Annotated in this window: 16 protein-coding genes; 5 read left to right on the plus strand and 11 right to left on the minus strand. The window is 57.1% G+C overall.

Annotated elements, in window-relative coordinates:
* The 9 genes from G533_RS24535 to G533_RS0110365 form a co-directional block, all read right to left on the minus strand.
* On the minus strand, positions 1-136 hold a 136-nt coding region (locus tag G533_RS24535; RefSeq protein ID WP_144079850.1), incomplete at its 3' end, for a helix-turn-helix domain-containing protein.
* Between the two features lie 186 nt (positions 137-322).
* A complete protein-coding gene (locus G533_RS21540; protein ID WP_051230200.1) occupies positions 323-1,633 on the minus strand; it encodes a hypothetical protein in 1,311 nt (436 codons plus the stop codon).
* Between the two features lie 77 nt (positions 1,634-1,710).
* On the minus strand, positions 1,711-2,481 hold the full coding sequence (locus G533_RS0110330) for a hypothetical protein (RefSeq protein WP_027949880.1): 771 nt from the start codon (positions 2,479-2,481) through the stop codon (positions 1,711-1,713).
* A gap of 660 nt (positions 2,482-3,141) precedes the next feature.
* Positions 3,142-3,834 carry a hypothetical protein gene (locus G533_RS0110340; protein ID WP_144079851.1) on the minus strand — a complete coding sequence of 231 codons (693 nt, stop codon included), beginning with the start codon at positions 3,832-3,834 and terminating at the stop codon, positions 3,142-3,144.
* Positions 3,835-4,091: 257 nt separating this feature from the next.
* Positions 4,092-4,391: a hypothetical protein gene (locus G533_RS0110345; protein ID WP_027949883.1), complete on the minus strand. Its 300-nt coding sequence runs from the start codon at positions 4,389-4,391 to the stop codon at positions 4,092-4,094.
* A gap of 58 nt (positions 4,392-4,449) precedes the next feature.
* Entirely contained in the window at positions 4,450-5,259 is an 810-nt protein-coding gene (locus tag G533_RS0110350) for a hypothetical protein (RefSeq protein ID WP_144079852.1), read from the minus strand.
* Positions 5,260-6,149: 890 nt separating this feature from the next.
* Positions 6,150-6,797, minus strand: a complete 648-nt coding sequence (locus tag G533_RS21545; protein WP_158413412.1) for a sulfotransferase family protein — start codon at positions 6,795-6,797, stop codon at positions 6,150-6,152.
* 42 nt (positions 6,798-6,839) lie between these two features.
* Positions 6,840-7,487 (minus strand): thiopurine S-methyltransferase, encoded by a 648-nt coding sequence (gene tmpT, locus G533_RS0110360; protein WP_027949885.1) that lies wholly within the window; start codon positions 7,485-7,487, stop codon positions 6,840-6,842.
* Between the two features lie 2 nt (positions 7,488-7,489).
* Complete coding sequence (locus G533_RS0110365; RefSeq protein ID WP_027949886.1) at positions 7,490-8,065, minus strand: gamma-glutamylcyclotransferase; 576 nt, start codon at positions 8,063-8,065, stop codon at positions 7,490-7,492.
* A gap of 120 nt (positions 8,066-8,185) precedes the next feature.
* On the opposite strand from G533_RS0110365, the gene G533_RS0110370 reads away from it, so the two are divergent.
* On the plus strand, positions 8,186-8,644 hold the full coding sequence (locus G533_RS0110370) for a hypothetical protein (RefSeq protein WP_027949887.1): 459 nt from the start codon (positions 8,186-8,188) through the stop codon (positions 8,642-8,644).
* A 64-nt stretch (positions 8,645-8,708) separates the two neighbouring features.
* On the opposite strand, the gene G533_RS21550 is transcribed toward G533_RS0110370, so the two are convergent.
* Together G533_RS21550 and G533_RS0110380 are read right to left on the minus strand one after the other, a co-directional pair.
* Entirely contained in the window at positions 8,709-9,722 is a 1,014-nt protein-coding gene (locus G533_RS21550) for an LLM class flavin-dependent oxidoreductase (RefSeq protein WP_051230202.1), read from the minus strand.
* 69 nt (positions 9,723-9,791) lie between these two features.
* Entirely contained in the window at positions 9,792-10,370 is a 579-nt protein-coding gene (locus G533_RS0110380) for a DUF4124 domain-containing protein (protein ID WP_051230203.1), read from the minus strand.
* Positions 10,371-10,475: 105 nt separating this feature from the next.
* Here G533_RS0110380 and G533_RS0110385 point away from each other — a divergent pair, with 105 nt between their 5' ends.
* The 4 genes from G533_RS0110385 (at position 10,476) to G533_RS0110400 (ending at position 13,799) form a co-directional block, all read left to right on the plus strand.
* Positions 10,476-11,663, plus strand: a complete 1,188-nt coding sequence (locus tag G533_RS0110385) for an acyl-CoA dehydrogenase family protein (RefSeq protein ID WP_205622598.1) — start codon at positions 10,476-10,478, stop codon at positions 11,661-11,663.
* A 43-nt stretch (positions 11,664-11,706) separates the two neighbouring features.
* Complete coding sequence (locus G533_RS0110390; RefSeq protein ID WP_027949890.1) at positions 11,707-12,798, plus strand: 3-ketosteroid-9-alpha-monooxygenase, oxygenase component; 1,092 nt, start codon at positions 11,707-11,709, stop codon at positions 12,796-12,798.
* A gap of 84 nt (positions 12,799-12,882) precedes the next feature.
* Positions 12,883-13,311 carry a potassium channel family protein gene (locus G533_RS0110395; protein WP_027949891.1) on the plus strand — a complete coding sequence of 143 codons (429 nt, stop codon included), beginning with the start codon at positions 12,883-12,885 and terminating at the stop codon, positions 13,309-13,311.
* Positions 13,311-13,799 carry a GNAT family N-acetyltransferase gene (locus G533_RS0110400; RefSeq protein ID WP_027949892.1) on the plus strand — a complete coding sequence of 163 codons (489 nt, stop codon included), beginning with the start codon at positions 13,311-13,313 and terminating at the stop codon, positions 13,797-13,799. Before G533_RS0110395 ends, G533_RS0110400 begins: the two co-directional genes overlap by 1 nt.
* Positions 13,800-13,810: the final 11 nt, after the last annotated feature.

A 13,810-nucleotide genomic window follows, 5' to 3' on the forward strand; every position in this document is an offset into this window, starting at 1 on the left:
CACGACGCAGATACTCGCTGACGGTGGGGCGGCCAATGCCACAGGCGGTGGCAATCTGCCGGTTGCTCAGGCCCTGGGCCCATTTGAGGCGCAGCACCTCTTTGATTTTACGCATGGATAACCTCTTCGCTGGCATCTGTTCCCCTCCGTGTGGAAAGGCTCAGAGTACCGGTTAGTTATCCCGCGTCGGGGCGCTCCGTTGGGTGACCTCAGACTGCCTGCCGGGGTGGCAGGCTTCGTCTGGAATCAGTGGCAGCTTTGCTGTGGAATGGGTGGCAGGCTTCGCGTGGAATCAGTGGCAGGCTTGGTCTGGAATACGCACTCACTCCCCACCCTCAGCGCCTGCGTCAGGCACGGGGGATGGGCTGGACAGGGTGTTGTAGCGTCTGGCTTTCTCGCGCGATTTAAGTTGGGCATAGCGCGTCAGGTCAGCGCCTGACCCCCAACCCGTAGCCCGGTGGTAACTCACCGCGTCCCGGATATATCGCTCGAGCCCCTCAAAGAAATCGGAAATACCCTCTCGAGCCATGTAGGAGGTGATCCCACTCAACCCATGTTTAAACAGAAAGTGATCGTCAGGTACCCGCGCGCGACTAATGCGTGAGAGGTTTTCGCTACGTGGAACGCCCCAATTTGCTTGCACCAGGTGATCCCACAGAGGATGGTTCGGCCAGCGGGTGCGGCTATCGTCAGACGCACTGGGTACGGTTAAACGCAGCCAGTTGTTCGCGCCATAGCGCCACAGGGCCGCAAGGCTTGCGCCGAGGTGCTCTGTAGTTTCCACCCCAAGCTCTTTGAGGACATTCCGTTTAAACTGAAACTCAAGACGCCAGACCGTCGTCGTGCCGTGCCAGCCAGACGCTTGCCACAGTTCGTGAAGATAGTATTTTTTAGACTTCTGGATCTCCTCGGTCTTGTCGTACAGTCGTGCTGATATATCTCCGCCCAAGCCAAAGGCATATCCCGTGAAGCGCCGGGTTGTATAATAATTGCTTGCCTGATTGGCTCGAGTAACCCAGGCATCCAGAGCCAGTGAACCAATGTCTACCTCTGTTGTGAAATCAACGCAGATATCCACACGACTAACGTTTGGGGTGATCGAGGCTCCACCAAGCTGGCTTACCACACTCGACAGGGCACCTGTTGCCGCAGCCCAACCTGCGCGAGTGATCAGCTCGCTACTGAGTTGCACATAGGCGAGTGGGAGCCTATGTGCCTTTTCACCGCACACCTGGATATGAAACCAGTTATCCACCAAAACATAGGGGAACCGCCCCTTTCCACGATCCCGCACTTCGAAGCGATGATCGTCCACCACAAAAACAGCACTCGACGAAACGACCGGGTCAGCTGATTTAGCACGTTCCTTGAGCTCGTCGAAGTGCCTTGCCTGTGCATCTGACAAACTACCCGGATATGACAGATACAGGCTGTCTATACCCGTGCGGAGGATCTGCGTGGACGGGTTTCGTTGAATGCTGTTTGCAGGTGCTGTGTTACTAGGCGGCGCACCTGCCTCGACGGCGGGGAGGTGTGGGTGCGGGGTTGTCTGCGACACTCCCGCCCCCACACACTCTCCCTCATCAGTGGATGGGCTCGATACACCTATCGATACTGAGTCTTGTTTAGCCATGTTGATTCTCCTTGATCAGACATGGCCGTCATACTTATTCCTCAGGGGCGAATAGACGACGACAGAATCTGCGAGTTTTATGTCGCGCGATCAGATTGCCAACGCTGGATAAGGCGCTTGAGACTCCTGGAGGCATCCCCTTCGACATCATCGGGATAAAGCTTCAGTTCCTGACAAAATAGCTCATAGGCGCGCTTTTCTGTCAGGGAAGCGAGGCAATTCTCTTGTTCCAATACATAAAGACATACTCGCAATGGCGCGTAGGGTTTCATTTTCTTGGTGGGAGCCCCTTGCCGAAGCCGTTTGCTGACTTTCTGGAAGAATTCCTCATCACCCTGGTACTCCGCCAAAGCCATTCGATCAGCAAAAGGAGGGCAAGTCAGTATGGTTCGGTCGATAAGTATCGCGTCAAAAAAAGCTCCGTCATTGCCTTTTTCAACTTCCTTGGTCAACTCCTCCAAGGATTTACTGTAGAAGCACATGGATCGAAGGTTACCCCTTAGGGCCATCGCAATACCCAGAATATATTTGGCATTTTCTGGATCGACTTCTGGCTCAAATCCCTTGAGTTGACTCAGGATCGCGACGTGAGGATCTGAAGTTTGAGCAACCTCAGCAAATTTGGATTCCAGACTAAGTAATTTGAGCTGCCAGGCCACCAGATCCAGGAAGGGAACCTTGTAGAAGGTAGCCCAGAAAAAGGGCGGGGTTAAGTGCTCAGCAAACCCACCTGGTAGCGAGGTCATGAACCCCCTTAGTTCAGCCAAGTCTGACTCAACCGATCGAAGTTGCTGCGTGAGCGCCAGTAGATCAGCGGCGGAGTAGCGACCAAACTCCTTACTAACCATATTTGCGTCCGAATCCTGTGGTTTGTCACCGAAAGGCTACGGGTTGATGCGGCAAGACTCAATCGCAGTTTACGTGCTACACAACACCAGCCGCGGAGGGTTTACACGGTTATAATTCGGCTCCAGAGCGGGGAGCTATCGACCGAAACCAGACATATAACACCTGAGCTCAACTGCGTTCGAGGCGATGCCTGCTTTTGCGAAAGTAAAAGCGCGCAGCCCGTCAAACGTCGCGTGCAACGCCTTATTAGGCACCTTCCGCACCAATCTGTGGGAGATCTCCAGGTGGGACTCCCACGTCGACGGTGTCAGTACGGAATAGGATCGGAACCACTATAGAGTTTGCAAACATGGTCTTTCGCCGGCCCCAGTGAACAGTGTAGATCTTGCCTCCTGGAGAATTTGGCAAGTCATGAGTCCTCGGCGAGCCGCTTCCGGTGTATAGGAATATCCAGTCCCCGGTATTCACTATCCCATCACCGAACCAGAACAAGTTGTCTTGGACTGGCATAGCAAATCGTTGCGGCCCTGTAATCCCGACCATCAGTCCGTACCGCCCCATGTCCGTAGGCTGCAGCACATGTATTGGCACATGCTCAGAATTTGGGACCCCCCTGTTTGCCACCGGATAAAGCTTCAATTCGGCCAGGTCAGAGACAATCACCTGTCACCTCCCTTAGGCACTGAAAGCCAGCTCATTAGGACGAGAACAGCTCCTATCACTCCAGTTGCCACCCCAACAAGCTCAGCGTTGTCCGCACGTGAAAGTTGAACACCGCCTCCCAGAAGTATAGTGCCCACAGCAATACCAACATTTTTCAGGTGCCGCGTCGATTGGAATGCGGAAATTCGCTCATTCAGGATCGCTGAGTTTATCCTCTCATTGGCAAGGTCGTCTCTTAGCGATTCTCTATCTGTTCGCAGTAATGCAAGTTCTTGCTTCGTCTGATCCAACTCAACTGCCATCTGGGATGTGATCCCAGCGACAAGGGTCGAGGCAACTTCTCCGCCAAAGGCGCGCGAACGCGATGCCGCGAGGCCGGTAATCGATTTAGCCATCGGAGCGGTGAGCGGTTGGGCTGCAACCAGTTCACTGCCACCATCGGAATTGACCTGAGTTCCATCGGAACCCGAGTCCTTTGGTTCTGGAATTTCAGTTTGGTCAGTCACATACCTCTCCAAAGTGCCAAAGGCCTTGCGTAACGGCGGTGAAACGGTGCAACGGTTTTGCCGTCCGGCCACACTAGAACCGCATTCCCACTTCTTGTTAAGAGGCTCAACAAACCAAGCCAACAATGGAAATTTTTTAGGGCCGCCGCTGAAACGATCAATGGCGCAGTAAACCTGAACCATAACTGATGTAACTCAGCAAGTACCGCTGACAGCATTGGAAAATGTACGGCGTGTAAATTGTCGCCGATCGCCATGGTGAAAAGCGACCAAATTGATCTAGATAGCGATCATGTATCCTTTGCAAGATTTCCCGATCTGTTGGTGGTCTAGGCACGATCCCCCCTTGGCCTCTTAACGCCTACATTCGGGCCGGCGAAGCGCGCAGCACTTTGGCGTCCAAGCAGCCACGGGCTGCGACAACATGTACTTATTATGCGTCATTGGAGCATTTGCTCAATGAGCTTGATCAGGGTTGAAAAGCCCTCCGATGAGAGCCGCCCCGAGAACGCCTGATACAAGGCTTCGATAAAGGCTGGACCTTCCTTAATTGGCGCTCCGAGGTCATCAAACCGCTCAGTGATCCAGTCAGCTATCTGAATCTGCTCGTACTCTGAAAGCTTGTTCGACAACTCAACTCTCTCTATCACAGCAGCAGGTGTAACTAGCACTGTAGCGGGATAAGTCTTGGCAACTATCGACGCTGGTTGTGGCTGGATATTTCTCGGTTCCGTGCCCATATCGCTCTCCGGTGAATGGAATTGGAGGCGCATAACGCCTGAGTTAGAAGGCCGCACGCTAGCCGCCCAATTTTGAAAAGCGGTGGCCTGGGACTTTCAAACGCTTTCTTGCACCCTTGTCTACAGCCAAAACCGAGAGCGTGGCCACCTTGGCAAATGCCTCAACATCTCCGATCCAAAGAGCTTTCAATTCACCACAATCGGTTTGCTTTGCACCAGTCCGCGAGATGTATCGCTGATTGATTACGCAGCGATTGTGAACCGAGATATTCCGGGCCTCTATTGCCTCAATGACTTTTTGACGCCCCTTATCGTCTACAAGCACGAGACTAAACCTATTTGAAAAGAATTCCTCAAGGCTACTGAATGACGAATAAGTTAGGCTTTCAACCTTACGCTCAGCAACTGTCTGCACAAGATCTTGAATGCTGTCATGCTTCAAGACCGTTTCCAAATCAATCTTGTCCGATGAACGCAATGTCTCCGGCCGAGAGACAAATATCTCTCTCAGCAGAGACGACAAGTAGTTCAGGTAGTTCTCGACGTGCCTGACTAAAACAACCTCCATAAAGAATTGACGATTCTCCCGTAGGTCGTCAATCGTGCTTCGGCGCTCCCTCCAATCTCGCTCCATCTGGGCCTGCTTCTCCAGATCATCTTCAACTGAAAGCAGGGCACTGTGGGCGCTCTCAGACACCTTTTCAATGTGGCCCGCCATTCCAATAACGAAATAAAGGAAACGATTGATTTGGCGGAATGAAGCTAAATACTCGTTGCAAGAGACCGTTCCGGTTGCTGGTAGACGAACGCCAAGATACGGTGAACGAGATGACGCTGCTTGCGGCTTGGGGTTTGATTTGGCATTCATGTTGATCGGCCTTCTAACAGCGGATTAACAAGACCGGACCGAATAACCTCATTCCGGTTCACTCGGCTACCGGAGCCGAAGAAAAGAATATTTTTATCATGAAATTAGTATGTTAGCTACTCGCACTTCAAATCCATCCGAAATAACCGGACGTCATTTAAAACTATGACTCACCCATTTTAGGAAACAGCGACTTTGGGAGATCAACTGCCCTTAGCGACAGCGCAAGTAGAATGGCGGCTTAGGTGCGGACTCAAACTAACAATTGTGCGGGCAGCTGCTAGATCATTAGATCTAGGGATTGAGCACAGACTGTGGCCACAATTGTGACCACACAAAATCGCACCATCAAATATTCAGTACCATTACGTCACATTAGAATTGGGGGCAAACGTCGTAACTGGCTGATTAAATAGAGTATTTAGTTTGGCCAGCCAAATTGAAAATCCCCGTGTCGGCAGTTCGATTCTGTCTCCGGGCACCATTTTACCCCCTTATGCTTATATCGTTACGGCAACCTCTCAGCCTCGCTCTTGGAGCGCTGAATCGAATCTAGACGAAAGTTCCCTGCGGTCTCTATGCTGCTCCTTGTTACCCAGTTCATACGAGTAGTCGCGAGCGGTAGGGTACGAAAACTGCGTCGGTTACCTGCCCCCTGCATACCATTCCCAAAACCGCGGACAAACTGTGAAATATCAGGCAATGTCTCGGCGTTCGCTGATGCCGCCAGACGCGATTATGAACCAGGTACGACGATCTGTCTGGCTGTCACGGGAAACGAACGATCCGGAAAATTGCTTTCTTTGGATTTGCTGATACTGCTCCGGAATGGGTTTGGCATTCCCACGAAAACATGGATCGAAAGAAAATGGGGCCAGCGAGATTAACTGCTAACCCTTATAGCCGATCACAGCCGGGAAGCCATTGTCCATAATCGCCTTGATGATTCCCTGCACGGCCTCTGTATCGTTGATGTTCGGAAACGGTTCCTGCGGCACGGGCATTTCCAGGAACTCGCAGAGTGGCTCCCAGCCATCCGCCACCTCGAAGACCAGCAACCGCTCGGGGTCGATGGTTGCCCGCACCTCGGCAACATGTTCGTTAAAGCGCCTGATTAGGTGCTTACGGTCGTGCATGCGACCATCAAAGTAGTCATTGATTGTTGCTTTCGTGTACGCCCCTGCTTCGGTGTCCGGCAGGAACTCGATCCACTCTTTACCGAATATGGTGTTCTGGACCGAAATAAACCACTTCTCCGGATCGCGTACGGTAAGTACAACTCTGGCATCCGGGTAATGGTTGGCAAGGGCGGCGTAGCTGGTACACGCCGGGAAATCGACCGTCGCGGTAAAGCCCTCGAAAATCCTGTCCCAGTCCGGCGTGCCGGTCCCTACCTGTTCCCACAGCTTCCAGTGTTCAGGCCCTTTGGGAAAACATTCCACCATGTGATAGCAGGGGTAGCCCAGGTGCTCCAGTGCCGCCTTCAGGGACATGGTACCCGTGCGGCCGAAACCCGCCCCGATCACTTCTAATGTCATCTGAACTGCCTCGCGAATAGGTGGCTGGACATCGATTGTAGGCTATCCCACGACTGCCTGATTGAGCAACCACACGTTCTCTCGCGCCGCACATTGCCCCTTGAGTCCTCCGGTCACTGCGACACTGGCCAACTTCAACAGGTCGTAGTGGCCGGCGTAATGCCGCGCCACCTCCTCATCGGAAATCGAGAAAGGCGGCCCATCCATGGCTCGCTGATCGTACTCAAAGCACAACAGCAACTGCGGTGCCGTCGCCGTGATCACACGCAGGTGTGCGGTGTAGCGTCGTCGCATTGAGAAAGGCAGCGCGACCAGGGCTGCACGGTCATAGATCGCCTGCACCTCACCCAGCAAGCCCTGCGTCAGGTCAAAGATGTCACCCACGAACACATCCACACCATTGCCGCGATAACACCGCAGCTCGTCCAGCTCGGAGATTTCGGGCACCAGACCCAATTCGGCAAAGAGCTCCTGAACCGCCTTTTCACTCAGCTCCGCACCCACCACACGGTATCCCTGTGAGAGCAGCCAGCCAATATCGAGTGTCTTTCCGCACAGGGGCACAAAAACACGATCGCCGGCGACCAGCGACAGCGCACCCCAATGGGCCACCAACAGCGGATTCGCCTCGGCGGCGTGAAAGCCAATTTCGTTGTGTTGCCAGCGTTCGTACCAGAATTCAGGCTCCATACTCACCCCTGTTTGCGCAGTAAGCGCTCCAGACCAAATACATGGGCATCCTCCGCCCCCAGATCCCGCAGCGCGTCAGCGAGATGCAAGAGGTAGTCGCGGTTGAGCCCACTCGGGCCAATCGCGTGGTTTATCTGCGCGGCAATGTCTGCCTCACTCGCGGGCCCCAGGTAGGCGGGGTTATCCGGCCCCGCGATATACACCAGCGCCTCTTCGCACGCGCCGTCCGCAAATTGCACATCCACCACGACCCTCAGGTAGCCATTTTTTTCCCGATTGTCGAGGTGTTCGAAAACGTCCGGGGTAATCTCAAACGCCATGCCCCGGCAAAAAGCGTCGGCGCTTTCCACCAGGGTGACCACGCGGCCCGGTGCCGCGGGCGTTCCACGATGGTCGTGTGAACCCTGCCAGAAACGGCGTTCCCATCCGCGAATGACAGCAGGGCGCCGTTGCAGAAACGGAAAGTCGACCTTGTAAATCAACGAGCCGTAACCGAACAGCCACAGGCGTTGATGGCTGGCGAAGTAATTCATGGCCCGGTTGCGGGCTGTCGTGTCGGCCTCGCGGAATGATTGCATGCGGCGCGGCGGACCTCCCTGAAACGCTACGGTATACTGCCTACCGTGAAAGCACGTAGCGGTGCGTCTAGAACAGAAATTGGTAGCGCAGGCACTGAGCCCCAAGGATATAGCAATCGTATGAAACCGCACCACCACGTTACCCGCGAACCGTTCGCCGTACCCAGCGGCCGCCAAAGGCTGTTCGTCCGCTACCTGATCTCCATTCTCATCGACCTGGTGGTATTGAACCTGTGTGCAGAGTACTGGCAGCACGTACAGATATCGTCTTTCAGCATCACGCTGGCCGCCGCATTGCTGCTGCAGCTACTGTTGCAGGGCACGCTGGTGGTAGAACACCGCATCGCCGGATGGTTTACAGGCCGCAGTGGCTTTGGCTGGCAATTCCTGCGCTTCTTCAGCGCGTGGGTGGTACTGTTCCTGTCAAAGTTCGTCATGCTCTGGGCAATTGACATGGCCTTCGGCGACGCGCTTGTATTCAGCGGCCCTTTGCACGGCGTGGTGGCCTTCCTCGCCGTCATTGTCGCCATGGTGGCCGCAGAAGAGCTGCTTGATCAGTTGGTACGCCGGCTCGCTTGAGCGAGCACCTGCAGCGGCTTCACCGCTGTATCGCTGCCGCCCCGAGGCAAGAGCGCTCGATACGCTAGGCGGGCATACCCCAGCGTGGCTTCACGCCGTTGCGCCGCAGATGCGGCAGCACTTGCTCTTCGAACAACCGCAGCATTTTCCAACCCTGCTCGGGATCAATGCCCCCGAAGAGAGGCGTCAGGTACAGCGAACTGTGGTCACCCAACTCGCGCGCCATGGTCACAACGTCCTCCGGGCGCAGCACCTTGTAGGCGCCACTTTCACGCACCGACTCAGCGGTCATGCGACCGGCGTAGGGGCCCTGGGGCGTGCCGTAGGCATCGGCCGTCCAGCGTGAATAGGAATCCAGCACATGCAGGATGTGCGGCGCGATCCATTGCCAGTCAACCTCCGGGTCTTCAGACACCCAGAGGAACGTGGGCCCCTGGCGTGGATAAGGACCCGGGTCCGGTTTACCCAGGCGCAGGCAGGCGTCGCGGTAGGGTTGCCAAACCTTGGGCGGAAACAGCGGCACGAGAAAACCATCGGCAATTTCGGCGGCTATGCGCGCCACCTTGGGCGCCATGCCACCGAGCAGGATCGGCACCGGTTTTTCCGGCACTGGCGACACCAGGCAGGGGCGCCCCTCGTAGTTGAAGGGCTCGCCGGTCCAGGCCTTTTTCAGTAGCCGCGCGGTGTTGCAGGTCACTTCGAAACGGTCTTCGACGCGCTGACCATACATGGCAAATTCGACCGGCCGGTAGCCAAACCCCAGGCCGAGCTGCATACGCCCGGCGCTGGCCAGTTGGGCCACCGCCAGATCTTCCGCCAGCCGCACCGGGTCGTACAACGGGGCGAGCAATACCGCGGTACGCAATGCGACCTGCCGGGTGCGCCCCGCCATCGCCGCGGCCAGGACCAGCGGCGAGGGGTTATAGCCGTCGTCGGCGCAGTGATGCTCGCCAAAACCCAGCACATCAAAACCCACCCGATCAGCCCACTCGGCCATATCCAGCGCTGCGGCATAGGCCGCTTCCCTGCCTACACCGAATGCCGGCGTGCGCATATCGAAAATCATTACCAGTTCCATGGCATTGCTCCGTGCTTCACCGTTCCGAGTGCGCACTTTAACAAGACGGGAGCGGCGCCCAAACGGGTTTCAGCGGTCGGAAACAATCGGGCGCATCAACTGGCTGTTGGGCCCGGGGATGATTCCCGGGTGTTGCAGCGGCGGGCGCAGGTCGGGTCGGCGTGGCGGGCGCGGCCGATGCCCAGGACGCCATGGGATCACCGCGGAGGGCACATACACCGGCACATAGTGGATGGTCGACTCGGGCTGGGATTGCCGGGCGGGGGGACGGGCCGCAACCTGTGCCCGCAGCCTTGCCACCTCACGTTCCAGCTCTCGTTCACGACGACTTTCCGCTAACCGGTCCGTGCTGTAGCGCATCGCTCTGAGCTGTTGTTCGGCCGCTGCGGGATCTCCCGCCTGTGGGGGGCGTATCCGCAGCACCTCGGTGCCGGCGGACTCCGCCGGTGGCGTATCTGAGAACTGCACCGTGCCGTTGGGCCCCTCGGAACGGTACACCGTGGTGTCGGCAGCCAGTGCCACATCAGCCAGAAAGATGAGCGCGATGGCGCGAGTAATAGTCAGTGGGTGAGGCATCTGCTCAGTATAGATCAGTTGGCAGATCAGGGCGCGCTGCTGACCTGCCCCGGTTCTCTTGACATGGATCAAGCTCCCCGCTTTTCACCCCCGGTTATACCGCAGATGAGGTATGAGCGACTTGCCCCGGGAGGAGGATAGTCGGTATCAAAGATGACCCGGACTCGGAGAATAACCATGACCGCACAACAAATGAACGACATCGACCGCCTCTACGCCAGCGCCCGCAAAATGGTGCCTGTCCTGCGTGAGCGCCAGACAGAAGCTGCCAGCCTGGGCCACCTGCCCGAAGCAACCGTGCGCGAAATGCAGGAAGCCGGGTTCTTCCGCATCATGCAGCCCGCCCGTTTCGGCGGCTACGAAATGGAGCCGGAAGTGTTTTTTCGTGTGCAGATGACGCTGGCTGAGGGCTGCATGTCCACGGCCTGGGTACTGGGCGTGGTGGCGATCCACAACTGGCAGCTGGCGCTGTTCGACCAGCGCGCCCAGCAGGACGTCTGGGGCGAAGATACCAGCGTACTGATCTCCTCGTCCTACATGCCGGTCGGCAAGGTGACCCGCGTCGACGGTGGCTACACGTTGAGCGGCCACTGGGGCTTTTCCTCTGGCTCCAAGCACTGCGGCTGGGCCTTCCTCGGCGCCATGATTCCCGCCGAGAAAGAGGGCGATGCACCCGACTACCGTACGTTCCTGGTACCGCGCAGCGACTACGACATTGTCGACAACTGGGATGTGAGCGGCCTGGAAGGTACCGGCAGCCACGATATCGTGGTGAAGGACGCCTTCGTACCCGAGTACCGCACGCACCGCTCCATTCACGGCTTCGAGTGCAACAGCCCGGGCAACGCCGTGAACACGCATCCGATTTTCCGTCTGCCCTTCGGCCAGATTTTTGTGCGCGCCGTGTGCAGTTCCGCCATCGGAGCCCTGCGCGGTGTCACCGACAGCTACGTGAAAGTGAATCGCGAACGGGTCGGCCTGAACGATGGCAACAAGATCGCCACCGATCCCGATGCGCAGATGGCCCTGGCCAATGCCATCGCCACGGTGGATGAATGCGAAACCATCATGTTCCGCAATTTCGACACGATGCTGGATGCCGCGCGCGAAGGGCGCTCGCTGCCCATGGAGGAACGTATCAAGATGCGTTTCGATGCCTCGCGCGTCGGCGCCAAATGCGCGGATGCCATCAACGCCATGTTCATCGCCTGCGGCGCGCAGGGTATCCATCGCGGCCACCCCTTGAATCGGGCGTGGCTGGATATCAACGCGGGGCGCACCCATGTGGCCAACAACCCGTTCAAGTTCGGCCGCAACCTCGGCGGGAACCTGATGGGCCAGCCCAACGCCGACTTCTTCCTCTGATATCAGAAACCATAACGGGCAGCACACTGCAGCGGAGATACCCATGACTGTTCAACAGAAAATCGAACCCTATGTAATCAAGGCCGAACCCCGCCCCGAGCGCTACGCACGCGGCTGGTATGTCATTGGCAACGCGGCCAGTGTCACCACCGCGCCACGCATGCTGGAAGTGTTCGGCACGAAACTGGTCGCCTACCGCGGCGAAGAGGACGGTGCCGTGCACATACTCGACGCCTACTGCCCGCACATGGGCGGCGACCTGAGTGGCGGCAAGGTGTGTGGCAACTCCGTGGTGTGCCCCTTCCATCTGTGGAGCTGGGGCGCTGACGGGGTCTGTGACGACATCCCCTACGCGAAGAAAATTCCGGAAAAAGCGGTCATCAAATCCTGGCCGGTGCTGGAACGCAACGGTCTGGTACTCGTGTGGCAGGATCCCGAAAACAACGCCCCCATCCCCGGCCAGGAACCCGCCGAAATGGCAGACTGGTATTCCGGTGACTGGACTGACTGGGAAATGCGCGCCATTCCCATTGAAACCCTGGGCCGGGAACTGGTCGACAACATGGCGGACATGGCGCACTTCGGCCCCATTCACTACTCCGCCGTGAAATCATTCCGCAACACCATGGAAGGGCACAAATTTGTGCAGTATATGGTCGGCGGCCACCAGCTCCTCACCGAGGGCGATGGCGGGCTGATCACCAGCGTGGCCACCTATGAAGGCCCCGCCTACATGACCACCACAATGACCGGCAGCATGGACGGTCACCCGATGACGGTGCACCTGCTGGTCAGCCATGTACCCGTTGATATGGAGAACTTCATCATCAACTTCGGTGTGATGATGCGCAAGGACCCGAGCATGAGCCCCGAGGAAAACCAGAAGATGCTGGATGAGTACACGGAAAAGAATATCGAGTCGTTCCACCAGGACGTGGCGATCTGGAACAACAAATGCATCATCGACAACCCGCTGATGTGTGACGGCGATGGTCCCATCAACCTGGTGCGCAAGTGGTACAGCCAGTTCATGACGAATGTGGCGGACATTCGGCCCGATCAGGTCAAGGCGCGTGAACACGTCACCATGGAAGGGCCCACGGTCGAAGAGGTGCTGGCCGCTCAGCAACAGTAACCTGCTTTTTTTTGCGCCGGAGTGCCTTGCGCGCTCCGGCTTTTTTTTCGGTAAACTGACGGAAACTTCCGAGGTGCACTGCGCTTGTTCGCTCTCGTCGCCGTCAACATGCTCATCGTCATGCTCACCGTGGCGATTCACTACGAATTCCTGCACTGGATGACACGCCTGCTGCCGCGCCTGAATATGGTGCACCGGGCGCGTATTGTTGTCGGGGTTGCCGGCGCCATGGTGGCACACTCCATCGAAGTCTGGGTGTTTGGCATCGCCTTTCATCTGATGATCAACACCCCTGGCTGGGGCGCCCTGCACGGAGAATATTTTGACGGTTCCCTGTTGGACTGCATTTATTTCTCCTTCACCGTGTTCACCACGCTCGGCTTTGGCGACATCTTTCCGGAGGGCAACCTGCGCTACCTGATCGGCATTGAATCACTGACTGGTCTGGTGCTGATTACCTGGACCGCCTCTTTCCTCTACTACGAAATGCAGCGCAGCTGGAGCAGCACCTGATGAGCACGCTCACGATTCGCCAGGCGCGTCCGGACGATTGCCCACGTATCCTGCAGTTCATTCGCGACCTGGCACTCTACGAGCGGGCACTGGATGAAGTGCAGGCCACCGTGCCACAGCTGGAAGCGCTGCTGTTCGGCGATAACCCGCGGGTCTACGGTGTTATCTGCGAGGAGGATGGCGAGGCCCTGGGATTTGCCCTGTACTTCTTCAACTTTTCCTCCTGGCTGGGGCGCCTCGGGCTGTACCTCGAAGATCTCTACGTCAACCCGGCACACCGCGGCAAGGGCGCGGGCAAGGCACTGTTGCGCCACCTGGCACAAGTCGCGGTTGCCGAAGGCTGCGGTCGCTTCGAATGGAACGTGCTGGACTGGAATGAGCCCGCCATCCGCTTTTACGAATCTTTCGGCGCACGACCCCAGAGCGAGTGGACAGGCTACCGCTTGACCGGGGAGGCACTGCAGGCTTTCGCGGCGGGCAAGGGCTGAACCGACGCCGC

Source organism: Haliea salexigens DSM 19537 (genome assembly GCF_000423125.1).
Taxonomy (GTDB): domain Bacteria; phylum Pseudomonadota; class Gammaproteobacteria; order Pseudomonadales; family Halieaceae; genus Haliea; species Haliea salexigens.